The organism is Pseudomonas sp. DVZ6 (genome assembly GCF_024259445.1).
Classification (GTDB): Bacteria; Pseudomonadota; Gammaproteobacteria; order Pseudomonadales; family Pseudomonadaceae; genus Aquipseudomonas; species Aquipseudomonas peradeniyensis.
Genome location: NZ_JANCLM010000050.1, coordinates 1 through 23,117 on the forward strand (window position 1 = coordinate 1; position 23,117 = coordinate 23,117).

Genomic DNA, 23,117 nt, shown 5'->3' on the forward strand with positions numbered 1-23,117 from the left:
GCTGTCAAGCGTTATTTTGAAGTTTCTTTCGAAGTCGTTTTCTGCAAAACACCTTCAACCTCAACAACTTACCGCTTGCCTCGTGGCGTTCAACGCTGCGAGGAGGCGAATAATACGCGGTTTGATTTCAGAGTCAACACCTTGATCTGAAAAAACTTTCGATCGCCATCCGGCGGCCGCTCGGCAACTATTCGGCGCGGTTGCCGCTCTGTAGAGAAACACGCAAGCGGAGCGGCTGCCATGAGCGATGCACAGAGCGAGAAGACCCCGGGGCTGTCGCCGGACGAAGAGCAGGAAGTCAGCCATAACCAGCCGCCCCGGGCGGCGGTGCTGCACGAGATCATCCGCGCCCAGGGCGACCAGGAGTTGGAGCGCACCCTCGCCGCCCTGTGGTGGTCGGCGCTGGCGGCCGGCCTGACCATGGGCCTGTCATTGATGGCCATGGGGCTGTTCTATGCTCGCCTGCCCGAGGGCGACAGCGCCCAGGTAGTCGCCAGCCTGGGCTACAGCGCAGGCTTTCTGGCAGTGATCCTCGCCCGCCAGCAACTGTTCACCGAGAACACCCTGACCGCCGTGCTGCCGTTGATGACCACCCCCACCCTCATCAACCTGGGCCGCCTGCTGCGCCTGTGGACCATCGTCCTGCTCGGCAACCTGGCCGGCACCCTGCTGGTGGCCTGGGTAATGCTCGAACTGCCGATCTTCGACAGCAAGACCGACATCGCCTTCCTGGATGTGGGCCGCAAGGTGATGGAGAACGACATCGGCCAGATGTTCGCCAAGGGCATCGTTTCGGGCTGGATGATCGCCACCATGGTCTGGATGATCCCGTCCATGGAGCACGCCAAGATCTGGATCATCCTGATGATCACCTACCTGATGGCCCTGGGCGACTTCACTCATATAGTAGTGGGCTCGGTCGAGGTGTCTTATCTGGTCTGGGCCGGCGAGCAGAGCTGGAGCGCCTTCTGGCTCGACTTCGCCCTGCCCACCCTGGCCGGCAACATCATTGGCGGCAGCTTCATTTTCGCCCTGATCAGCCATGCCCAGGTGCGCAGCGACAGCGGCAAGCCGCCCTCGAAACTGTTGAAGGACGACAAGCAGGTCAAGGACTAGCGCGCTGCCACCGCCCGCTCGGATGACCTGCCCCGTTGCGGCAATGGCCGCGGCCGCCACCAGTTCTGCCCCGGATGCGGCGAGTCGAGGCTGACCCGCTCGCCCATCTGTGGTGTGCTCAGTTGCACCTGGGCGGCATTGGCCAGCGCCAGGATGCGCTCGAAGGGTTCCTGCCAGCTGTGGATCGACAGGTCGAAGGTACCGTTGTGAATCGGCAGCAGCCAACGGCCTTTCAGATCCCGGTGCGCCTGCAGGGTCTGCTCCGGCTGCATGTGCACATTGGGCCAGGCAACGTTGTAGGCGCCGGTCTCCATCAAGGTCAGGTCGAACGGCCCGTAGCGCTCGCCGATCTCGCGAAAACCGGCGAAGTAACCGGTGTCGCCGCTGAAGAACAGCCGCAGCCCTTCGTCGATCATCACCCAGGACGCCCACAGCCTGCGGTTACTGTCGAACAACCCGCGCCCAGAGAAGTGCTGTGCCGGCGTGGCGGCGAAGCGCACGCCTTCGATTTCGGTTTCCTGCCACCAGTCCAGCTGCCGCACCTTGGCCGGCGGCACGCCCCACTCGATGAGCAGGTCGCCCACCCCCAGCGGTGCGAGAAAATGCTCGGTGCGTGGCGCCAGCCGGCGGATGGCCTGCTCGTCGAGGTGGTCGAAATGGTCATGGGACAGGATCACCGCGGTCAGCGGCGGCAGGTCGTCGAGCGCCAACGGTGGCGCATGGAAGCGCAACGGCCCGGCCCACTGTACCGGCGAGGCGCGCTCGGCGAACACCGGGTCGGTAATGAAGAAGCGCCCGCGCAGCTTGAGCAGTACGGTGGAGTGGCCGAGGCGCCACAGACTGTGATCCGGCGCGTCGGCCACCTGCTGGCGGGTCATCGGCTGCAGGCTCAGCGCCGCGTCTGGCCGGGTTTGCGGCGGCTTGCGCAACAGCAGGTACTTGACGCCGATGCGCAGCTTCTTGAGCACGCCATCCCGGGGCAGCTCGACCTGGTTGTGAAAGCGTCCGTCCCGGTGCGGTGCCGGCTCGCCGGCGGGGGTAGCCATGGGGACCATGAGCAGCAGCACTCCGCATAAGAGGAAAGCCTTCATATTACTCCACAGGGTCGGATCAACCGTGAAATGGCTTGTAAGGTCATTTTTCGCCGATGAACGATTGTTCAACAATATTCACACGACTTATGCGATAAACGGCGCCCCACAGAAGAACGACAACCATGATCGACAACCGCAGCGGCAAGGGGCTCTCTTTCGTCAGGCGCATCTACCTGCCGCGCATCATCGGCCTGGGGATCGGCCTGTTCAGCGTGATGGCCGCCATCGCCCCGCTGAACCCGCCGCAGTGGGCCTGGGCCCTGCTGCTGTTCAACGGCTTGCTCTGGCCTCATGTGGCCTATCAGTGGGCTCGGCGCTCGGCCACGCCCTACCAGGCCGAACAGCGCAACATCCTGCTGGACTCGCTGATGGGCGGGTTCTGGACCGCGGCGATTCATTTCAACCCGCTGCCCACCGTGACCATCCTGTCGATGATGACCATGAACAACGTCGCCGCCGGTGGCAAACGGGTGCTGCTGCGCGGCCTGCTGGCCCAGCTGGGCGGCATGCTGCTGGCCAGCGCCCTGCTCGGCACCGGCCTGCAGCTCCAGGCCACGCAGTTGCAGGTGCTCGCCTGCCTGCCGATGCTCACCTTCTACCCCCTGGCCCTGGGCTGGGTGTGCTACCAGCTGGCGATCAAGCTGGCCGAGCACAAGCGCCGCCTCAGCGCCCTGAGCCGCACCGACAGCCTCACCGGCCTGCTCAACCATGGCTCATGGAAAGACCTGCTGCTGCTCAAGTTCCAGATCTGCCAGCAACAACAGCTGCCGGCGGTCATCGCCCTGATCGACATCGACCACTTCAAGACCATCAACGACACCTACGGCCATGTGGTCGGCGACTGCGTGCTGCGCCAGCTCAGCCAGGAACTGCGGCGCAGCCTGCGCGAGGACGACCTGGCCGGGCGCTACGGCGGCGACGAGTTCTGTGTGATCCTCCCCGGCGCCCAGGAGGCCCAGGCCTGCCAGGCCATGGAACGCCTGCGCGAGCGCGTCGGCGCCTACCGCAACCCGCAACTGCCGGACCTGCGCATCAGCCTGAGCATCGGCCTGGCGGACTTCCGCGCCACCCTCGCCTCGCCCGAGCATTGGCTGGAACAGGCCGACAAGGCCCTGTACGCCGCCAAGCACCAGGGTCGCGACCAGGTCAATTTCGCCCGCGGCGAGGCCGCCATGCTCAAGCTGGCCTATCCTGACTGAACCTTCGCCCAGGCCTGGGCGCAGACAGCAGTTGAAGGAGTCGCCCGTACATGGACAGGAACGTCGACCTTTCATCCTCCAGCCCCACCTCGCGCCTGCAGGTGCGCCGCCTGGTCGGCGGCTTCTGCGCGCTGTTCGGGCTTGCCTGCGTGTTCACCCTGGTGGCGCTGTTCAACATCGCCGCCACGCTGGACCACCAAGCGCAGCAGCAAAGCACCTTCCAGGCCACCCAGGCGCTGGAGCAGCGGCTGGTGGCCTCGCGCCAGTTCCTCTCCAGCTACGCCGTCTGGGACGTCGCCTATGAACATCTGGTCGGCAAGGTCGACTGGCAGTGGGCCTATGATGAGAAGAACGTCGGCGAGTCGCTGTACAGCGCCAGCGGCTACGAAGGCGTGTTCGTGGTCGAGGATGGCCGCACCACCTACGCCCTGTTCAAGGGCAAGCCCACCGACTCGCCGGCCAGCGCCCATATCGACAGCCCCCTGGCGGCGCTCATCGACGCGGCGCGCAAGGCGGCCCCCGCCCGCGAGCAGGTGACCCACTTCGTGCGTTTCAACGGCTGGCCCGCAGTGCTCAGCGCGGCGGCGGTGCGCCCGGATAAAGAGGTGAGCGAGGCGGATGTGCGCCAGACGCCGGTGATGGTGTTCGTCGACCAGCTGACCGAGGCCAAGCTCGCCGTGCTGGGCAAGGGCGCTGGCCTGACCGGCATGCGCCTGGAGAAGAACGGCTCTGCCCAGGCCGGACAACCGTATATAGCCTTGGGCGAAACCGGCTATCACCTGGCCTGGAACACGCCGCTGCCGGGCCGCCAACTGCTCCACGCCTTCCTGCCACCGCTGCTGGCGGTGCTGCTGGTGCTCGGCCTGGTGCTGCTCTACCTGTTTCGCCATGCCCTGCGCAGCTCCCGCGCCATCGACGACAGCCTGCTGCGCCTGCAGCAGAGCAACCGTGCCCTGGAGGCGAGCGAACAGCGCTTTCGCGCGGTAGCCGAGGCCGCGTCGGACTGGATCTGGGAAACCGACCGCCAGCACCGCCTGACCTACCTGTCGCAGCGCTTCGTCAGCGTCACCGGTTACCGGCTAGAGGACTGGATAGGCCAGCCGCTCAACCAATTGCTGGCCTGCGACACTACACCGCTTTTGCCTTGGCTCGACAGCCAGGCCGACGAAAACCCGCAGCAACTGGCCAACCTGCGCTGCAACTACGATGACGCCAGCGGGCAGAACCGCTACTGCCGCGTATCGGCGCGCTCGATCATCTACGAGGGCAAGCTTGTCGGCTTTCGCGGTACCGCCAGCGACATCACCGACGAGGTCGCCGCCCATGCCCGCATCCAGCACCTGTCGATGCACGATGCCCTGACTGGCCTGGCCAACCGCAACAAGTTGTCACGCCACCTTGAGCAGGCACTGTTGCGCGGCAGCGATTCACCGCCGCTGACCTTGCTGCTGCTCGACCTGGACAGCTTCAAGCCGATCAACGATTCCCTCGGCCACCCGGCCGGCGACGCGGTACTGCAGGAGGTGGCCGGCCGCCTGCGCGACACCACTCGCGACAATGACCTGGTCGCCCGCCTGGGCGGCGACGAGTTCGTCCTGGTGCTGCATGGCCTGGACAACCGCAGCGAGATCGACCGCTTCTGCGCCCGCCTGCTCGACCTGCTGCAGCAACCCATCGCCTACGAGGAACATCAGTTGCACATCGGCGCCAGCATCGGCATCGCCCAGACCCGGGTCCAGGGCTACGACGCTGGCGAGCTGATCCGCTGCGCCGACATCGCCCTGTACCAGGCCAAGGCCGACGGCAAGAACACCTGGCGTTACTTCTCGCCGGAGATGAACCAGCAGATCCAGTACCGCCGGCAACTGGAAAACGACCTGCGTCGGGCGATCAAACAGCACGAGTTCGTCCTGCACTACCAGCCGCGCTACCGCCTGGACGACCTGAGCATCGTCTCGGTGGAGGCCTTGTTGCGCTGGCAGCATCCCGAGGAAGGCCTGCTCGGGCCGGACACCTTCATTCCCCTGGCCGAGCAGAGCGACCTGATCGTGCCTCTTGGTCGCTGGGTGCTGGCCGAGGCTTGCCGCAATGCCCGCGACTGGCCCGACGAACTGCTGGTCTCGGTCAACCTGTCGCCGGCGCAGTTCTCCCGCAGCGATGTGGTCGCTGATGTGCGCCAGGTGCTGCTGGACACCGGCTTCCCGGCCCAGCGCCTGGAACTGGAGATCACCGAGAACGTGATGCTCAACGACATCGAAGGCGCGTTGGGCACCATGCTCGCGCTCAAAGAGCTGGGCGTGCGCCTGAACATGGACGATTTCGGCACCGGGTACTCGTCGCTGGGTTACCTGCGCACCTACCCGTTTGACAGCATCAAGATCGACAAGCGCTTCATCGCCGGGCTCAGCAGCCAGAGCGGCAACGACCGTGCGGTGGTCCAGGCCATCATCAACCTGGGCAAGGCCATGGGGCTGACGGTCACCGCCGAGGGGGTGGAGACCGAGCAGCAGCTGCAGGCGCTGGACAAGGAGCAGTGCCATGAGGTCCAGGGCTACTACCTGAGCAAGCCGGTGGACCGGGCGGGGTTCGAGGCGCTGCTGGCGGGCCGGGAGGTGCGCCAGCAGGATGTGTCCTGAGTCCCTCGGGAGAGGGAGCTGTATCTCTGTGGGAGCGGGCTTGCCCGCGAAGCAGGCGCTGCGGCGCATGGCACCGGCTGCGCCGGTGATCGCGGGTAAACCCGCTCCCACAGAAAAATCCGTAACCCATTGATTTAGCTAGACCCTGTGGGAGCGGCTTTAGCCGCGAAGAATCCAACTCGGTGCCTGGCACCGGCTCTGCCGGTGTTCGCGGCGGTGCGGCGGTCCGATAAACCCGCTCCCACAGGGCGCGCGGGCTACCCGTGAACTCAGTTCCCTGCGCGACAGCGTGGCCCGAGGGCTGGGCGGTCTCCTACAGGGATCGCGTGTACCCCAAGAAGATGCCTTCAGCGCAGGCTGCGTTCGGCCACGATCTCCGGCAGGTCGGTGCGCTTGAGGTAGATGCGCAGCGGCTCGCCGATGTTCAGCCGGTCGTCCACGTGCTGCTCGAGCAGCAAGGCCAGGCGCTCCCGGCACAAGGCCATGCGCGTGTCGGCCTCGGGCCGCCAGACGAACTCGTTGCAGGGGGTAATGCTGTCGTCGGCGACATCCATGCCGAACGAATCTTCGGAAAACCGCACGATATGAATGCCGCGCTTGCCGTGGAAGCCGACAAAGCCCTTGAGCTGGTCGGCGGCGTTGCAGATGTCCTGGGAAGTGATGGCCATGGCGTAACCTCGCAAAATTCGGAAGTGACGCACGCAGGGAACGGTCACCTCTGGCGGGCGACGCGCAGGTGCCAGCCTAACGCAACTGCCGGAATCTTCGCCACGCTTTCTCGCCCCTTCCCGTTTCAGCCGGTTGGCGCCGCCACCGGGTCGACCTGCGACGCCAGCAGCGCCGCCAGCCAGTTCATGAACGCCTGGACCCGGCGCGGCACATGGCGCTGCCGCGCATACAGCAGCGACACCGGCATGGCCCGCGCCTGCCAGGGCTCGAGCAGCGATACCAGTTCACCATTGCGCAGGTGTTCATCGACACCCACCGCCGGCACCTGGATCAGCCCGAGCCCGGCCAGGCAGGCGGCGGAGTAGGCTTCGGCATTGTTCACCGTGACCACGCCGGCCATGGCCTGGAAGCGCAGCTCGCCCTCCTGCTCGTATTCGAACCCGGCGCTGCGGGCACCGAGGTTGCGCACGTAGTGGACCAACCGATGGCCAGCCAGGTCCTGCAGGTTCTGCGGCACGCCGTACCGCTCGAGGTAGGCGGGGCTGGCGCAGTTGCGCATGCTCAGGCGCCCCACCGGACGGGCCACCACATCCAGGTCGCTGAGCGCGCCGATGCGCATCACGCAGTCGAAGCCTTCGCGCAGCAGGTCGACCTGGCGGTCGGTGCAACTGAGCTCCACCTCCAGACGCGGAAAACGCTCAAGGAACCCTGGCAGCGCCGGCACGATCAGCCGCCGCGCCATCATGGTTGGCAGGTCGATGCGCAAACGCCCGGCCAACTCGGCATCGTCGGCGCTGAACAGGCTTTCGATCTCGTCCATGCCCGACAGCAGGTCCTTGCTGCGCTCGTAGAGCAAGGCGCCGTCCTGGGTGGTCTGCACCCGTCGCGTGGTGCGGTTGAACAGGCGCGTGCCGAGCAACCGCTCCAGCGCCCGCACCTGCTCGGAGACGGTCGAGCGCGGCAAGCCCAGGCTTTCGCCGGCCAGGGTGAAACTGCTCAGTTCGCTGACCCTGACAAAGGTGCGCAACAGCTCCAGCTTGTTCATCACGGGCTCCGATTGTCCATTCTATGCGAACAGTATTTCCGGAATCCGTGGATTTAACAGCCATCAACCGATCAATAACCTGTCATTCAACAGCCACCCCACCGAGGTAATCGACATGACTCGCAAGATCGCACTGATCACCGGCGCCAGCCGCGGCCTGGGCAAGAACACCGCCGAACACCTGGCCGCTCGCGGCATCGACATCATCGGCACCTACCACAGCAAGGCCGACGAGGCCCACGCCGTGGCCGCCTCGCTGGAGCGGGCCGGCGTGCGCGCCGCCATGCTGCAACTGGATGTCAGCGACAGTGCCAGTTTCGCCGCCTTCGCCGAGCGCCTGGGCGACACCCTCGAACAGCAGTTCGGCCGCCGCCAGCTGGACTTCCTGGTGAACAACGCCGGCATCGGCCTGAACGCGCCGTTCAGCGAGACCAGCGAGGCGCAGTTCGACCAGTTGCTGAACATCCAGCTCAAGGGGCCGTTCTTCCTCACCCAGCGCCTGCTGCCGCTGTTGGCCGACGGCGGGCGCATCGTCAACATCTCCACCGGCCTGACCCGCTTTGCCCTGCCCGGCTACGCCGCCTATGCGGCCATGAAAGGCGCCATGGAGGTGCTGACCCGCTACCAGGCCAAGGAGCTGGGCGCGCGCGGCATCCGCGTGAACATTCTTGCGCCGGGCGCCATCGAGACCGACTTCGGCGGTGGCGTGGTGCGCGACAACCCGCAGGTCAATGACTACATCGCCGGCAACACGGCGTTGGGACGCGTCGGCCTGCCCGACGATATCGGAGCGGCCATCGCCCTGTTGCTGGAGGACGGCAATGGCTGGATCACCGGGCAGCGGCTGGAGGTGTCTGGGGGGATGTTTCTCTAGGCGCGCGTTGTTCAGTCGATGCGCAGTTCCTGTGTAGGAGCGGCCTTGTGCCGCGAAAGGGCTGCGCAGCAGCCCCGGGATTTCAGCGTTGATGCAACGATTGCCGGGGCTGCTGCGCAGCCCTTTCGCGGCACAAGGCCGCTCCTACACGTAGAAACGCCTACCACCCTTCAAACGCGGCTCAGGGCCTGATGCAGCGCCGCCACGGCGGGCAGTGCCAAGGCCTCGTGGGACATGCACAGCCCGACCCGACGCCGCAGCGCCAGGCCACTGCCCGGCTGCCAGTAGACACCCGGGCAACGCTCGACCAGCGACTGCGGCAACCAGGCCGCGCCTTGCCCGGCGGCGACCATGGCCAGGACCAGTTGCAACGAACCGGCCTGGCCGACCTGCTCGCCCCCGTCATACAAGCCCATCAGGCGTTGGTGCGACGGGTGCTGCGGGCAGGTGACCCAGCGCCCGTCCGGCTGGCTGCCGGTGGCCATCACCCGCACGAACGCTTCCTCCCACAGCGCCAGGAACAGTTCATCCTCGCAACGCTGGGCCTCGTCAGCCAGGCGGACGTCGCCGTCGCAGCCTTCCAGCAGGGTCAACTGCAAACCAGCCACCGCCTGGCTGGCCAGGCGCACGCAGGCCTCGACCTGGGCCGGCGCGATGTCCGCCTCGATGCCCAGCGCCAATGGCACCCGCTCCTGCCCCTGGCGAAACCGCAGGCGCAAGGCCTCGGCCTCGGCCACCATGCGGCAGGCCTGGGGATACAGCTCGCGGGCGTGTTCGCTGACTTCGACGCCGCGGGCCTGGCGCAGGAACAGTTCGGCGCCAAGGTCCTCTTCCAGCTGGCGAATGGTCACCGACAAGGTCGGCTGGGCCACGCACAAACGCTGGGCGGCTACAGTGATGTTGCGCGCTTCGAAGACCGCGATGAATGCCTTGAGATGACGGATATCCATAGATAGAACCGATGCCAGCCAGAGAAATAAGCCGTTTTTCATGGCCGCGAGCGCTATCTAGAATCTTGGCCATCGAAAGTGATTATGCCTTGGAGGCAACCATGAACAAACCCCTGATCATCGTCACTGGCGCCAGCTCCGGTATCGGCGCCGCCACCGCCCGGCGCTTTAGCGCCGCGGGGCATCCGCTGCTGCTGATCGCCCGACGCCTGGAACGCCTCGAGGCGCTGGCGCTCCCCGATTGCCTGTGCCGCGCCGTGGATATCCGCGACCGGGCGGCGCTGGTCGCCGCCGTGGCCGAGGCCGAAGCGCTGTACGGCCCGGCCGATGCCCTGGTGAACAACGCAGGCGTGATGCTGCTGGGGCAGATGCACGAGCAGGATCCAGAGCAGTGGGAGCGCATGTTCGACATCAACGTCAAGGGCCTGCTCAACGGCGTGCATGCGCTGGTCAGCGGGATGATCGAGCGGCGCCACGGCACGCTGATCAACGTCAGCTCCGTGGCCGGGCGCAAGACCTTCCCCAACCATGTCGCCTACGTGGGCAGCAAGTTCGCCGTGCACGGGCTGTCGGAGAACCTGCGCGAGGAGCTGGCGCCGCACAATGTGCGGGTGGTGACCATCGCCCCGGGCGCGGTGGAGACCGAGTTGCTCGGGCACACCACCGACGAGGGCATCAAGCGCGACTACGAGGCGTGGAAGGCCAATGACATGGGTGGCGTGGTGCTGAGCGCCGAGGATGTGGCCGGAGCGATCGTCTGGGCCTACCAGCAGCCGCAGCAGGTGTGCATTCGCGAGATCGTGCTGGCAGCGACCGCCCAGCAGCCCTGAGATGGATGTATCCGGGGCGCGATGCGCCCCGTTCGTCGGCAGGCCCCACCCCGTGATGAAAATACAGGCAAAAAAAATGGGCGACCGAAGTCGCCCTAAATGCCTTGCGTGCTCGTGAATCGGGAAGGATCAGCGCTGGTTGCGCTTTTTCGAGTCCTTCCAGATGAAAATGCCCAGACCGGCGAAGAACGCCAACATCAACCCGACCGTTACCACACCGGCGATAACCACGTTGTCGAAGAACATGTCGGCCCCTCCCTTGATGTGCCGTCATCCGATGGGTGCAAGGTAACCAATGCCGGGAGGGGGAAAATTGACCGGAGTCAATGGCGCCCGAGGCCGGGCGCGCGAGGCGGGTGCAGGGTTGACCTGCATCAAGTTTCAGCGCTTCTTGGGTTTGCCCTTGGGCTTTTTCTTCTTGGCCTGGGTTAGCGGCATGGCCTGCTCGAAGGCCTGGCGCATGTCGTTCAGGCGCTTGTCATTGAGGTCGTGGATGCGTTTGGCGCGTTCGGCGCCGAAATCGATCAGGTTGTCTTGGCTCATGGTGGGCTCGACGGACAGCAGAGGCCTTCATGATGAAGGCAAGCGACAGTGCTGACTAGGGTCTGTACGAAATGTGTCTGCGCGAAGGCCAGACAAGGCGAAACGGGGGGAGGAAGCGGAGTGTACTGGAGTACATGAGCATTCCGAGCCCCGTTTCAACGCAGTATGGGCGAGTGCAGATACATTTCGTACAGAGCCTGGTCAGACTTCGATATCCACCAACAGCCCCTGGCGCGTGCGCTCGCCCATCGGCGCCACCGGCACGGTGTTGTCGGCGTTGAGCTCCTCGCCGGGCACGGCTTCGTAGCGGTCCCCTTCGGCCTGCTTGCGCCGTTGCTGCTGGCGGCGCTGCTCCTCGCGCAGCAGCAAGGTCTGCTCCTCGGGGTCGCGGTGGTGCTTGAGGTCGATGGTGCCGTCACTGGAGGTCGGCTGCGCGGGTACCACCGGCGGGATGGTCGGCGGCGGCTTGACCGGATCCTGTTGCGAGGTCACGGGGGCGGCACTGAGCGGGATGATCGGCGGCAGCATGATGGGTCTCCTGTAGCCTTGTTATCGGCTGGTGGTGCGCCGCCTTGAATGCCCGCGGTCAAAGGTGTGCGGCGTATCACAAGGCCACACTGCGCTGGAGTATAGCGCGGGCTTACTCGGCTTCTTCGTCCGGGTCGTCGTCGGGCGCGGCGCTCGACTCGCTCCAGGGCCGCTTGTAGACCTGTTGCCAGACAGCATCCATGTGCTCGCGCACGACCTGCGGGGCGCTCTTGAGCGAGGCGCTGTCCTCGCGCTCGCCGCCGAACGCGTCCTCACCGGGCGGGCTGATCAGCGACTGGCCGGTGATGGTGTAGATCGCCTGGCCCTCACGCATCTCGATGGCGATGTCATGGGGGTCGATGCCGCCGCCGCAGAAAGCATGGCTGGCCACGGTCACTTCGGCGACACCGTCCTTGTTCAGGTCGCCGACATCGCTGACATCGGTATAGAAGTCGACGTCCAGGTCCAGCCCGGCGCAGGTGGTCTCCTGTTCGATCTGCCAGCGCGCCTTGAAGGCGTCACCACCGGCAGCGCGGCCATACAGTGTGGCCTTGAGCACCACCTTGTCGACTTCCTCCTCGGTATCGGGGTCGGTGGCCTGGCCATCGGCCCGGCTCAGCACCAGCAGGCCTTCGCCCTCACGGTCGTGGAAGTGCACGCTCTTGATCGGCGTCTGCACACCGAGCACCTCCAGTTGCTCGACCGGAATAGGCGGCAGGACCTCGAAGCTCTTCTGTTCACAGGCGGCCAACAGCGCGAGGCTGCCCAGGCCCAGGGTGACGTTCAACCAGCGGTGCTTGGCAACCATGTTGGCGCGTGGCCCTCGTGACGGGACGGTGTTCGTCGATGAAAGCGCTAGACTCTTCACATTCATTGGTCTGGCGAAGCCGATCCGTTAACATAGGCGGCTTTTTCATCGCGGGAGTTTTGGCAGTATGGCGCAGCAGTATCAACCGGGGCAACGCTGGATCAGCGACAGCGAAGCCGAGCTCGGTCTTGGGACCATCCTGGCGCAGGATGGCCGCCTGTTGACCGTGCTCTACCCGGCCACGGGCGACACCCGCCAGTACTCGCTACGCAATGCGCCGCTGACCCGCGTGCGCTTCTCGCCCGGCGACCTGATCACCCACTTCGAAGGCTGGAAGCTGACCGTGCAGGAGGTCGATGACATCGACGGCCTGATGGTCTACCACGGCATCGACGGCCAGAACCAGCCGCGCACCCTGCCCGAGACGCAGCTGTCGAACTTCATCCAGTTCCGTCTGGCCAGCGACCGCCTGTTCGCCGGGCAGATCGACCCGCTGTCGTGGTTCTCGCTGCGCTACAACACCCTGCAGCACACCAGCAAGCAGATGCTCTCGTCGCTGTGGGGCCTGGGCGGCGTGCGCGCCCAACCCATCGCCCACCAGTTGCACATCGCCCGTGAAGTGGCCGACCGCATCGCCCCACGGGTCCTGCTGGCCGACGAAGTGGGCCTGGGCAAGACCATCGAGGCGGGCCTTGTGATCCACCGCCAGCTGCTGTCCGGGCGCGCCAACCGCGTGCTGATCCTGGTGCCCGAGAACCTCCAGCACCAGTGGCTGGTGGAAATGCGCCGACGCTTCAACCTGCAGGTGGCGCTGTTCGACGCCGAGCGCTTCATCGAGAGCGACGCCAGCAACCCGTTCGAGGATGCCCAGCTGGCGCTGGTGGCCCTGGAATGGCTGGTCGAGGACGAGAAGGCCCAGGACGCGCTGTTCGCCGCAGGCTGGGACCTGATGGTGGTCGACGAGGCCCACCACCTGGTCTGGCACGAGGAGCAGGCCAGCGCCGAATATGCGCTGGTCGAGCAACTGGCCCAGGTCATCCCGGGCGTGCTGCTGCTCACCGCCACCCCGGAACAGCTCGGCCAGGACAGCCACTTCGCTCGCCTGCGCCTGCTCGACCCCAACCGTTTCCACGACCTGGCCGCCTTCCGCGCCGAGAGCGAGCACTATCGCCCGGTGGCCGAAGCCGTGCAGGAACTGCTCGACGAAGGCCGTCTGTCGCCGAAGGCCCACGCCACCATCCAGGGCTTCCTCGGCGCCGAAGGCGAGGCTCTGCTGGCCGCGGTCAGCGATGGCGACAGCCAGGCCAGTGCCCGCCTGATCCGCGAGCTGCTCGATCGCCACGGCACCGGCCGCGTGCTGTTCCGCAACACCCGCGCGGCGATCCAGGGCTTCCCCGAGCGCCAGCTGCACCCCTACCCGCTGGCCAACCCCGACGCCTACGCCGAGCTGCCCTCGGGCGAGCGCGCCGAGCTGTACCCGGAAGTGGCCTTCCAGGCCCAGGGCGAGAGCGGCGACGACGAGCGCTGGTGGCGTTTCGACCCACGGGTCGACTGGCTGATCGACACCCTGAAGATGCTCAAGCGCACCAAGGTCCTGGTGATCTGCGCCCACGCCGAGACCGCCATGGACCTGGAAGACGCCCTGCGCGTGCGTTCCGGCATCCCGGCCACGGTGTTCCATGAAGGCATGAGCATCCTCGAGCGCGACCGCGCCGCCGCCTACTTCGCCGACGAGGAATTCGGCGCCCAGGTGCTGATCTGCTCCGAGATCGGCAGTGAGGGCCGCAACTTCCAGTTCGCCCATCACCTGGTGATGTTCGACCTGCCGGCCCACCCGGACCTGCTCGAGCAGCGCATCGGCCGTCTCGACCGGATCGGCCAGAAGCACACGATCCAGCTGCACATCCCGTACCTGCAGGACAGCCCGCAGGAGCGCCTGTTCCAGTGGTACCACGAAGGCCTCAACGCCTTCCTCAACACCTGCCCGACCGGCAACGCCCTGCAGCACCAGTTCGGCCCGCGCCTGCTGCCGCTGCTGGCCGACAGCGACGAAAAGAGCTGGAGCAAGCTGGTGGCCGAGGCCCGCGCCGAGCGCGAACGCCTGGAAGCCGAACTGCACACCGGCCGCGACCGCCTGCTGGAACTCAACTCCGGCGGCGCCGGCGAAGGCCAGGCGCTGGTCGAGGACATTCTCGAACAGGACGACCAGTTCGCCCTGCCGATCTACATGGAAACCCTGTTCGACGCCTTCGGCATCGACAGCGAGGACCACTCGGAAAACGCCCTGATCCTCAAGCCGAGCGAGAAGATGCTCGACGCCAGCTTCCCGCTGGGCGACGACGAAGGCGTGACCATCACCTACGACCGTGGCCAGGCGCTGTCGCGCGAGGACATGCAGTTCCTGACCTGGGAGCACCCGATGGTCCAGGGCGGCATGGACCTGGTGCTGTCCGGCTCGATGGGCAACACCGCGGTGGCGCTGATCAAGAACAAGGCGCTCAAGCCCGGCACCGTGCTGCTCGAGCTGCTCTACGTCAGCGAAGTGGTGGCCCCGCGCAGCCTGCAGCTGGGCCGCTACCTGCCGCCGGCCGCGCTGCGCTGCCTGCTCGACACCAACGGCAACGACCTGGGCCCGCGGGTGGCGTTCGAAACCCTCAACGACCAGCTCGAAAGCGTGCCCAAGGCCAGCGCCAACAAGTTCGTCCAGGCCCAGCGCGACGTGCTGGCCAAGCGCATCGCCGCCGGCGAAGCCAAGGTCCTGCCGATCCACGACGAGCGCGTGGCACAGGCCCGGCAGCGGCTTACCGCCGAGGCCGACGAGGAGTTGGCGCGCCTGACCGCGCTGAAGGCCGTGAACCCGAGCGTGCGTGACAGCGAGATCGATGCGCTGAGCAAGCAGCGCGAAGAAGGGCTGGCGACGCTGGAAAAAGCGGCGCTGCGTCTCGAGGCAATCCGGGTGCTTGTCGCCGGTTGATCAGGACTCACGCATCCTCTGTAGGAGCGGCCTTGTGCCGCGAAAGGGCTGCAAAGCAGCCCCAGGATTTCAGCGTTCATGCAAAGATCGCCGGGGCCGCTGCGCGGCCCTTTCGCGGCACAAGGCCGCTCCTACAGGGTTTGTGCGGGGCAGCGGTATCCGTTTAGACCATCCAGCTATTGCCTTCATATCCAAATGGTAGAAACCAAAGTGCCATTAATCAGGAAGGCTTAAGCACCCGTTCCTATACTCCAGCAGGAACAGTCTCCATCCGTGCTTTTTGGGGACGAGTGAAGACTCGACGAAGAGGCCTGCAATGGAGTGGCTGGGACTGCAATTATTCGCCGAGCTGCCGGCGACCGGACAGATCATCCTCGACTGTCGACACAACCCCTTCCTGGTGCTGCTCGCCTTTATCGTGGCCAGCGCCGCCTGTTTCGCCACGCTGGACATGAGCGAAAGGCAAAGCCACTGCGATGACCGTTTCGCCCGCCGGCAATGGCGGGTGCTCGGCGCCTGCTGCCTGGCCGGCGGGATCTGGGCCATGCACTTCATCAGCATGCTGGCGTTCCAGGCGCCGCTGGAGATCCACTTCGACGCGCCATTGACCGGCCTGTCGCTGCTGGTGGCCCTGCTCGCCGCCTGGCTGGCGATGAACAGCCTCAACCGCAGCGAAATGCGCCTGCGCCACTACCTGCAGACCGCGCTGTTCATCGGCCTGGGCATCAGCCTCATGCACTACACCGGCATGGCCGCCCTGCAGACCAGCGCCCAGCAGTACTACCAGACCGGCCTGCTGCTCGCCTCCATCGGCATCGCCGTGCTCGTCAGCCTGCTGGCGCTGCTGATGGCCCGTTATTTCAACAAGGGCAGCGGCACCTTGCACCTGCTGCTCAAGTACGGCGCCAGCCTGTTAATGGCCGGCGGCATCGTGCTGACCCATTTCACCGGCATGGCTGCCATGACCCTGGTGATTCCCGGCGAAACCGCCCTGCGCCTGCCCTCGGCCGACAACAGTCTGCAACTGGCGCTGACCATCGCCGTCATCACCCTGCTGATCAGCGGCGGCAGCATCAGCGCGGCGCTGGCCGACAAGAAGCTGCAGAGCAAGGAGCACGACCTGCGCCGGGTCAATGTGCTGCTCAGCCAGCTCGACCAGGCCCGGGCCTCGCTGCAGCAGGCCGCCCACTACGACGCCCTGACCAACCTGGTCAACCGCCGCGGTTTCAACCAGGTGTTCGCCGAGCGCCTGGCCGAGCAGGCCGCCCATGAGGGCATGCTGGCGGTGATGTTCCTCGACATCGACCATTTCAAACGCATCAACGACAGCCTCGGGCATGCCGCCGGCGACGAGCTGCTCAAGGTCATCGCCGACCATATCAAGGCCGCCACCCGCGGCCAGGACCTGGTGGCGCGCTTCGGCGGCGACGAGTTCTGCATCGTCACCAGTCTCAACAGCCGCGACGAGGCCCGTCACCTGGCCCAGCGCATCATGCAACGAATGAAGGAGCCGATCGACCTGGCGGGCCGGCGCATGGTGATGACCACCAGCATCGGCATCAGCATCTTCCCCGACGATGGCCAGAGCACCGAGGAACTGCTGAAGAACGCCGACCTGGCGCTGTACCAGTCCAAGGGCTGCGGGCGCAACAGCCTGAACTTCTTCAACAACGGCCTGAAGACCCGCGCCACCCTGGAGCTGCAACTGGAAGAGGAACTGCGTGTGGCGCTGTTCGAGGAGCGCGGCCTGTGCGTGCACTACCAGCCGATCTTCGACCTGCGCAGCGGCCAGGTCGCCAAGCTCGAGGCCCTGGTGCGCTGGCAGCACCCGCAACACGGCTTGCTCAGCCCCGACCGCTTCATCTGCATCGCCGAGGCCAATGGCCTGATCGCCGAGCTGGACCTGTGGGTGCTGCGCCGGGCCTGCGAGGATCTGGCCCAGCTCAATCGCCATGGCTACGGCGAACTGAAGGTCACGGTGAACTGCTCGGCGCTCACCCTCGGCCGCGAGGAGCTGGCCACCGAGGTGGAAATGGCGCTGTTCCAGGCCGGCCTGGCGCCGCGCCAGCTGGAGTTGGAGGTCACCGAGAACGCGCTGATGGGTGACATCCACCACACTATCAGCCTGCTCAAGCGCATCCGCGCCCAGGGCGTGGCGCTGTCGATCGACGACTTCGGTACCGGTTATTCCTCGCTGGCCTACCTCAAGCGCCTGCCGCTGGACGTGCTGAAGATCGACCGCTCGTTCATCCAGGACGTACCGGGCAGCCAGAAGGACCGGGAGATCGTCCAGGCGATCATCATCATGGCCCACACCCTGCACCTGAAGGTGGTCACCGAAGGCGTCGAGACCGTCGAACAGCATGAATTCCTGGCCAGCCATGGCTGCGACTACCTGCAGGGCTACCTGCTCAGCCGACCGGTGCCGCTGGCCGAGCTGCGGCCGATCCTCGAACGGCTCGACCGCCAGCCGGGCGAGCTCAGTCCTTGTTGCGATACAGCGTTACCAGGGTCGCCGGATCTTTTTGCAGATAGCCCTGGCTACCGTGCAGGCGCATCAATTGCGCGGCGAGGCCACTGAGCGGCGTCGCCGAGCCCTGCTCGCGGGAGAATTTCACCGCGGTGTCGAGGTCCTTGAGCAAGGTGCGCACATGCCACTTGACCGGTTCGAAGCGGCTCTCGGCCATTTGCGGAGCAAGAATCTGCAGCGGCCTGGAGTCGGCAAACCCGCCCGCCAGCGCCTCGGCAATCAGCCGCGCATCGACCCCTGACTGCTCGGCCAGCGCCACCACCTCGGCGATCACCAGCGCATTGCAGGCCACGATCATCTGGTTGCACGCCTTGGTCACCTGGCCGGCGCCCACCGCGCCCATGTGCGTCACCCGCTGGCCCAGGGTCTGCAGCACCGGCCGCGCCCGCTCAAGATCATCGGCCTCGCCACCGACCATGATTGCCAGAGTACCCGCCTCGGCCCCCGGCGTGCCGCCGGACACCGGCGCATCGAGCCAGGCCATGCCGCACAGGGCAGCCAGCTCGGCGGCCATCTCCCGGGTGGCGGTCGGCTCAAGGCTGGAGAAGTCCACCAGCAACTGACCGCTGCGCCCGCCTTGGGCGACGCCCTGCTCGCCGAACACCACCTCGCGCACCACCGCCGTGTCGGCCAGGCACAACAGCACCATATCCGTCGCCTGGCACAGCTCGGCGGGGCTGGCGGCCAGTCGCGCACCGGCGGCGACCAGCTCGGCGCACTTGTCCGGGCTGCGGTTCCACACGGTCAGCGGATACCCGGCGGCCAGCAGCCGACGGCACATCGGCAGGCCCATCAGGCCGATCCCGGCAAACCCCAGCGAAGGCAATGCAGTACTCATGAGCGACTCCAGATTAAAGAAGCGTGACAAACGGACGATGCAATGCGGGTGCGAAGGGAAAAACCTTAGTCCGACTAAGGAAACCCCCTATCGCATAAGAAAAAGACGCACTGATAAAGTCGCGAAATTTCTCCGTGATGGCTAGATGATATTCATCACCGGGAAGCCAACCACTCCAGGCAAATGGCGCACTATGACCTCTACGAACACTTCTGCCAATGCGGCTCCCGAGCCGACCCTCAGCCCCACCTCGCTGACCGCCGGCAGTGCTCGAGACCTACCCGCCGCCCGCAGCACGCCGGCGCAACAGTACCTGTACTTCACCGAGCAGGACATCCAGCGCATCCTCGACAACCTCGACGGCCTGCGCGACCTGGTGTTTCCGCCGAACCTGCACGTCGAGGACGAGGACCAGCTGCGCCTGGAGCAGCAGTTCCCGTCGGTGTGCCTGATCGGCCTGGGCCGCTGCGGCTCGAACATCGCCCTGGACGTCGCAGAGCTGGTGTACAACGCCCGTACCTTCTTCCTCAACGAGTACAACAACGAGGACCGTTTCAAGGGCGAGGCCGGCTACAGCCCGGCGCGCTGGATCCGCCAGAACCTGCGCCTGGTGCAGAACAAGGCCGCCAAGCCGGTGTTCCTGGTCGAGCCGCTGGTGATGCTGGGCGATCTGGACAAGGACATCGCCGGGCGCATCCGCTTCTCGCGCAAGGGCGAGCGTGGCGGCTTCCTGCGCGACTACAGCAAGATGAAGATCATGGACCTGTCCGAGGTGCATGCCGGGGGCGCCGGCAACGCGCCGATCCTCGGCCAGTACCTGGCCAAGATCATCCTCAACAAGGACACCCAGCGCTTCTCCAGCGCCGACTGGAAGCTGATCCACTCGTACCTGATCGACTCCTGCGGCATCAAGGCCAACCAGTCGCGCCTGTACTTCTACATCTTCAGTGCCGGCGGCGGCACCGGCTCGGGGATGGCCTCGGAGTTCGGCCTGGCCCAGCAGTACTCGTATATGAACAAGACCTTCGACACCAAGCCGGCCGACGAGAACGATGGCAAGAGCGGGCACTCGTTCGTCTTCGAGCCGATCTTCACCAGCGGCATCTGCGTGCTGCCAAACGCCTCCGATCACCGCAGCGAGATGTCCGAGGCGCTGCACATCAACGCCGGGCGCCTGCTGTGCAAGTACCTGTCGGAAGAATGGGACTTCTCGTACAACTTCGACAATGAAGACAGCAGCGAAGCCAGCGTCATGGGCCGGATCCGCCCGTGGAACGCGATGATGCTGATCTCCAACGACATCATGCGCTACGCTGAGGAGAGCGATGACGGCACGATCCAGAACATCGACGTCAACGCCATGGAGAAGCACGCCAACCAGTACATCTCCCAGCAGATCTTCAACATCCTCACCGCCCAGGCGGTGACCACCGACTACGACCAGAACTACTTCCGCCGCGCCGGCATCGACATCGGCGAGACCATCCGCCTGGACGCCAACGACCTGTTCATGAGCCTGGCAGGCCCCGTGGCCATTGCCTACGCCGAATCGGTGGTGCCGGAAGTGCCGCCAGCGGGCTCGGACAAGTTCAAGGTGTTCGAGCGCGAGCAGCCGCGCCTGGACATCGACGACCTGTTCTTCCGCTCCATCGACCTGCCGCACTTCAACAAGCAGACCCAGGCCATCGAGGGCATCAGCCTGCTGCCGATCGAGTCGCGCCGCTACCGTGCCGCGCTGGAGCAGTACCAGGCCTCGGGCTACGACGCCGCAGCCTTGCACGACCTGCACTTCTTCAAGAACTGCTCGTCGGTGGTGTCGATCGTATCCCTGCCCAAGGACTACAAGCTGTCGTACATGGACCTGAACCGGCTCAAGACCCACCTCAACAGCCTGTTCCCCAACACCACGCTCAAGCGCTACGCACTGGTGATCGGCGCCTCGGCCAACCTGTCGCTGACCACCCTGATCGCCAAGAGCCCGTGCCTGTCGGATGACTTCCTGACCCTGATCGTGGCGTTCATCAAGCGTTGCTTCGCGCGCAACCCGTACCGCTTCGACGACACCATGGACAACGCGATCCTGGAGTTCATCACCAGCGAGCACTTCGACGAGGACAGCATCGACGACCTGCTCAACGAGTTCGAGAACCCGGCGAAGATCCTCGACACCAACTGGTACGCGATCAAGCCGATGTACGAGAAGAAGTACCGCGAGCTGATCAACGACAAGAGCCGCTTCGTCTCGATCAACGACATCCGCCTGTCGCGCGAGTGCGTGAAGAAGGCGGTGAAGTACCTGCGCGAGATCTTCCGCCATCGCATCGGCAAGACCCGGGTGATTTCGCTGAACAGCCATACCGGGCGCGTGGATTACTGATAGAGCTGGGGCCACTTAGTGGCCCTTTCGCGGCACAAGGCCGCTCCTACAGGAAATCGCGCCCTCCTGTAGGAGCGGCCTTGTGCCGCGAAAGGGCTGCGCAGCAGCCCCATTTACGCATCCCGTAAACTGTTACCGCCCCGCCAAATCACCCCGCCACTGTTACCAACTTCCACCTTACGTGAGCGTCAACGCGCACCAACGTGAGGCGCCTGCGCGTTTTTGCGCACTAAAAAAGCGCGTGCTTATTCCGCTTTCTTCGCCTGGATCACGATGAACGGCGAAACCACCACCGCCCAGATCTCTGGATCGCGGGTTTGCAGGTCGAGCGCCTGCTCGGCGGAAACCGCCCCGACAGTGCCATCATTACGCCACTTGGCGAAGATCTCGCTGCGATTCTCGGCCATCGCCTCGGCAACGGTGATCAGGTCAAGGCTGGGGTCGACCCAAATCAGGTCACCCTTGGCCCAGAAACGCTCCAGGGCTTTCCACTCGATGACGGCGGTCTCGCCGAGCAATTTGGCATAGAGGGTGCTTACTTGATCAGTCATGGGTTTACCTGCGCAAAGATCGTCCAACAAAAAGGCCGGCATTTTTGCAGAAAAACCTGGTTTCAAATACGTAATTTGGTCGATCAGGCCCGAACTTGTGGGGGCGGGCCGCAGATACCGGCAAAGTGATGGCGCTTTTCTGTATCTTTATGTCGACCAGGCGACACCCCTCGAAACAGACGCTTTTCGCCCGCTTTTCAAGCGCTCGGACAGCGCTCTACACTGTACCGGTACAGTTCCGGGACATGTTCCGGGGGAAGGTGGGCTTACGGCATGGCGTAGCCAGGCCGAAATCCCGCCCGGTCTGTAGCCCTGGCCTCAGGACTATAAGAATTACAACAGAATGAGTGGAGCACTATGATCAAGATTTCCAAGCTGTTTGCCGCGATGGTTCTGGCCGGAGTCGCCAGCCATTCGTTTGCCGCCGACACCATCAAGATCGGCATCGCCGGTCCCAAGACCGGGCCGGTGACCCAGTACGGCGACATGCAGTTCGTCGGCGCCAAACAGGCCATCAAGGACATCAACGCCAAGGGCGGCGTCGATGGCAAGATGCTCGAAGCCAAGGAATACGACGACGCGTGCGACCCTAAACAGGCCGTGGCCGTCGCCAACAAAGTGGTCAACGATGGCGTCAAGTACGTGATCGGCCACCTGTGCTCCAGCTCCACCCAGCCTGCGTCCGACATCTACGAGGACGAAGGCGTGATCATGATCACCCCCGCCGCCACCTCCCCGGACATCACCAGCCGTGGCTACAAGATGGTCTTCCGCACCATCGGCCTGGACAGCGCCCAGGGCCCGGCCGCCGGCAACTACATCGCCGACCACGTCAAGCCGAAGGTCGTCGCGGTCCTGCACGACAAGCAGCAGTACGGCGAAGGCATCGCCACCGCGGTCAAGACCACCCTCGAGAAGAAAGGCACCAAGGTCGCCGTCTTCGAAGGCCTGAACGCCGGTGACAAGGACTTCTCCTCGATCATCCAGAAGCTCAAGCAGAACAACGTCGACTTCGTCTACTACGGCGGCTACCACCCGGAGCTGGGCCTGATCCTGCGCCAGGCGCAAGAGAAGGGCCTGAAAGCCAAGTTCATGGGTCCGGAAGGCGTGGGTAACGACTCCATCTCGCAGATCGCCCAGGGCGCCTCCGAAGGCCTGCTGGTCACCCTGCCGAAGTCGTTCGACGCCGACCCTGCGAACAAGGCCATCGTCGACGCAATCAAGGCCGACGGCAAGGACCCGAGCGGTCCGTTCGTGTTCCCGGCCTACTCGGCTGTCCAGCTGATCGCCGAAGGCATCAAGGCTGCCAAGTCCGAAGACACCGACAAGGTGGCTGCCGCCATCCACGCCGGCACCTTCAAGACCCCGACCGGCGACCTGTCCTACGACGATAAAGGCGACCTGAAAGACTTCAAGTTCGTGGTCTACGAATGGCACTTCGGCAAGCCGAAGACCGAAGTCTCCCCTCAGTAACTGCGTGACTAATAGCTGACCGAGAAGCCCACTGTGCGAGCAGTGGGCTTTGTTTTACGAGGTTCTATGGACCTGATTCCCG

The 23,117-nt window shown here is 65.0% G+C and carries 19 protein-coding genes; 9 read left to right on the plus strand and 10 right to left on the minus strand.

From position 1 onward, the window contains the following. Positions 1–240: 240 nt before the first annotated feature. Complete coding sequence (locus tag NMG10_RS23205; protein ID WP_232855828.1) at positions 241–1,116, plus strand: formate/nitrite transporter family protein; 876 nt, start codon at positions 241–243, stop codon at positions 1,114–1,116. Here the strand turns inward: NMG10_RS23205 and NMG10_RS23210 are convergent. Further along, the gene (locus tag NMG10_RS23210; RefSeq protein WP_254465207.1) at positions 1,113–2,207 is read right to left on the minus strand and encodes an MBL fold metallo-hydrolase; all 1,095 of its coding nucleotides are present in this window, start codon (positions 2,205–2,207) and stop codon (positions 1,113–1,115) included. The two genes, NMG10_RS23205 and NMG10_RS23210, sit on opposite strands and share 4 nt — an antisense overlap. A gap of 125 nt (positions 2,208–2,332) precedes the next feature. Between NMG10_RS23210 and NMG10_RS23215 the strand changes: the two genes are divergently transcribed. Beyond that, the gene (locus NMG10_RS23215) at positions 2,333–3,409 is read left to right on the plus strand and encodes a diguanylate cyclase (RefSeq protein WP_254465208.1); all 1,077 of its coding nucleotides are present in this window, start codon (positions 2,333–2,335) and stop codon (positions 3,407–3,409) included. 50 nt (positions 3,410–3,459) lie between these two features. Next, entirely contained in the window at positions 3,460–6,045 is a 2,586-nt protein-coding gene (locus NMG10_RS23220) for an EAL domain-containing protein (RefSeq protein WP_254465209.1), read from the plus strand. A gap of 347 nt (positions 6,046–6,392) precedes the next feature. On the opposite strand, the gene NMG10_RS23225 is transcribed toward NMG10_RS23220, so the two are convergent. Beyond that, positions 6,393–6,713 carry a DUF2025 family protein gene (locus NMG10_RS23225; protein WP_232855825.1) on the minus strand — a complete coding sequence of 107 codons (321 nt, stop codon included), beginning with the start codon at positions 6,711–6,713 and terminating at the stop codon, positions 6,393–6,395. A 125-nt stretch (positions 6,714–6,838) separates the two neighbouring features. Beyond that, positions 6,839–7,759, minus strand: a complete 921-nt coding sequence (locus tag NMG10_RS23230; protein ID WP_232855824.1) for a LysR family transcriptional regulator — start codon at positions 7,757–7,759, stop codon at positions 6,839–6,841. Between the two features lie 115 nt (positions 7,760–7,874). Between NMG10_RS23230 and NMG10_RS23235 the strand changes: the two genes are divergently transcribed. After that, positions 7,875–8,633: an SDR family NAD(P)-dependent oxidoreductase gene (locus tag NMG10_RS23235; protein WP_254465210.1), complete on the plus strand. Its 759-nt coding sequence runs from the start codon at positions 7,875–7,877 to the stop codon at positions 8,631–8,633. Between the two features lie 170 nt (positions 8,634–8,803). Here the strand turns inward: NMG10_RS23235 and NMG10_RS23240 are convergent, their stop codons facing one another. After that, the gene (locus NMG10_RS23240) at positions 8,804–9,583 is read right to left on the minus strand and encodes a LysR family transcriptional regulator (protein ID WP_232855822.1); all 780 of its coding nucleotides are present in this window, start codon (positions 9,581–9,583) and stop codon (positions 8,804–8,806) included. Between the two features lie 101 nt (positions 9,584–9,684). Here NMG10_RS23240 and NMG10_RS23245 point away from each other — a divergent pair, with 101 nt between their 5' ends. Beyond that, positions 9,685–10,413, plus strand: a complete 729-nt coding sequence (locus tag NMG10_RS23245) for an SDR family oxidoreductase (protein ID WP_203647728.1) — start codon at positions 9,685–9,687, stop codon at positions 10,411–10,413. A gap of 129 nt (positions 10,414–10,542) precedes the next feature. Here NMG10_RS23245 and ccoM read toward each other — a convergent pair whose 3' ends face one another. The 4 genes from ccoM to NMG10_RS23260 form a co-directional block, all read right to left on the minus strand. Then, a complete protein-coding gene (gene ccoM / locus NMG10_RS25990; protein ID WP_023629476.1) occupies positions 10,543–10,659 on the minus strand; it encodes a cytochrome c oxidase subunit CcoM in 117 nt (38 codons plus the stop codon). A gap of 135 nt (positions 10,660–10,794) precedes the next feature. Continuing rightward, positions 10,795–10,956 (minus strand): hypothetical protein, encoded by a 162-nt coding sequence (locus NMG10_RS23250; RefSeq protein WP_177330824.1) that lies wholly within the window; start codon positions 10,954–10,956, stop codon positions 10,795–10,797. A 201-nt stretch (positions 10,957–11,157) separates the two neighbouring features. Then, on the minus strand, positions 11,158–11,484 hold the full coding sequence (locus NMG10_RS23255; RefSeq protein WP_110739592.1) for an aspartate-semialdehyde dehydrogenase: 327 nt from the start codon (positions 11,482–11,484) through the stop codon (positions 11,158–11,160). Between the two features lie 112 nt (positions 11,485–11,596). After that, the gene (locus NMG10_RS23260; protein WP_203647730.1) at positions 11,597–12,292 is read right to left on the minus strand and encodes a M949_RS01915 family surface polysaccharide biosynthesis protein; all 696 of its coding nucleotides are present in this window, start codon (positions 12,290–12,292) and stop codon (positions 11,597–11,599) included. Between the two features lie 127 nt (positions 12,293–12,419). On the opposite strand from NMG10_RS23260, the gene rapA reads away from it, so the two are divergent. Beyond that, positions 12,420–15,266 (plus strand): RNA polymerase-associated protein RapA, encoded by a 2,847-nt coding sequence (gene rapA / locus NMG10_RS23265; protein ID WP_254465211.1) that lies wholly within the window; start codon positions 12,420–12,422, stop codon positions 15,264–15,266. A 316-nt stretch (positions 15,267–15,582) separates the two neighbouring features. Further along, positions 15,583–17,847 (plus strand): bifunctional diguanylate cyclase/phosphodiesterase, encoded by a 2,265-nt coding sequence (locus NMG10_RS23270; RefSeq protein WP_203647731.1) that lies wholly within the window; start codon positions 15,583–15,585, stop codon positions 17,845–17,847. On the opposite strand, the gene NMG10_RS23275 is transcribed toward NMG10_RS23270, so the two are convergent. Beyond that, positions 17,747–18,634 (minus strand): NAD(P)-dependent oxidoreductase, encoded by an 888-nt coding sequence (locus NMG10_RS23275; protein WP_203647732.1) that lies wholly within the window; start codon positions 18,632–18,634, stop codon positions 17,747–17,749. The two genes, NMG10_RS23270 and NMG10_RS23275, sit on opposite strands and share 101 nt — an antisense overlap. 193 nt (positions 18,635–18,827) lie before the next feature. Here NMG10_RS23275 and NMG10_RS23280 point away from each other — a divergent pair, with 193 nt between their 5' ends. Next, positions 18,828–21,011, plus strand: a complete 2,184-nt coding sequence (locus NMG10_RS23280; RefSeq protein ID WP_186735307.1) for a hypothetical protein — start codon at positions 18,828–18,830, stop codon at positions 21,009–21,011. A 245-nt stretch (positions 21,012–21,256) separates the two neighbouring features. Here NMG10_RS23280 and NMG10_RS23285 read toward each other — a convergent pair whose 3' ends face one another. Beyond that, entirely contained in the window at positions 21,257–21,562 is a 306-nt protein-coding gene (locus NMG10_RS23285) for a DUF2288 domain-containing protein (protein WP_062363838.1), read from the minus strand. Between the two features lie 357 nt (positions 21,563–21,919). Between NMG10_RS23285 and NMG10_RS23290 the strand changes: the two genes are divergently transcribed. Then, positions 21,920–23,035, plus strand: coding sequence for a branched-chain amino acid ABC transporter substrate-binding protein (locus NMG10_RS23290; protein ID WP_050704231.1), 1,116 nt, complete (start codon positions 21,920–21,922; stop codon positions 23,033–23,035). Positions 23,036–23,117 lie beyond the last annotated feature (82 nt).